Origin of the sequence: Streptomyces sp. 4F14 (assembly GCF_048159485.1) — a bacterium.
Lineage (GTDB): Bacteria > Actinomycetota > Actinomycetes > Streptomycetales > Streptomycetaceae > Streptomyces.
In genome coordinates this window covers 1-468 of the sequence record NZ_JBLRVY010000123.1, presented here as the reverse complement: position 1 = coordinate 468, position 468 = coordinate 1, and the positions used below count along the sequence as shown (strand labels likewise).

General features: G+C 72.4%; 1 protein-coding gene. It reads left to right on the top strand.

Features of this window, described 5'->3' with window-relative positions; translation table 11 throughout:
- A partial coding sequence (locus ACLZOT_RS49930; protein ID WP_416975975.1) for a LysR family transcriptional regulator occupies positions 1–468 on the top strand: 468 nt, incomplete at both ends.

Below are 468 nucleotides of genomic sequence, written 5' to 3'. Positions count from 1 at the left end.
TGCGCACCTTCGTCACCGTGCACCGGGCCGGTTCCTTCACGCGCGCGGCAGCGCTGCTCGGGCTCTCCCAGCCCGCCGTCACCTCGCAGATCCGCACGTTGGAGCGCCAGCTCGGCCGCCCGCTGTTCCTGCGGCAGGCCCGCGGCGTGACCCCGACGACCATCGGCGACGAACTCGCGCACAAGGCCGCACCTCATCTCGACGCCCTCGTGGAGATCGCCGAGACCGGCGTCCAGGACGACTCCGCCCTGCGGACCCTGCATCTCGCCGGGCCGCCCGAGTTCACCGCCGAGCGGGCGTTGCCCGCGCTGACCGAGCTGACCGGCGAGGACGGCCAGGGATTCGCTCTGCGGGCGTCCTTCGGCAATGCGGAGGAAACCCTGGAAGGGCTTGCCGCCGGGCATCACGATCTGGCCATCAGTACGGCCCGTCCGCGCGGTGCTCTGCTCACGGCGACTGCGCTCTGCG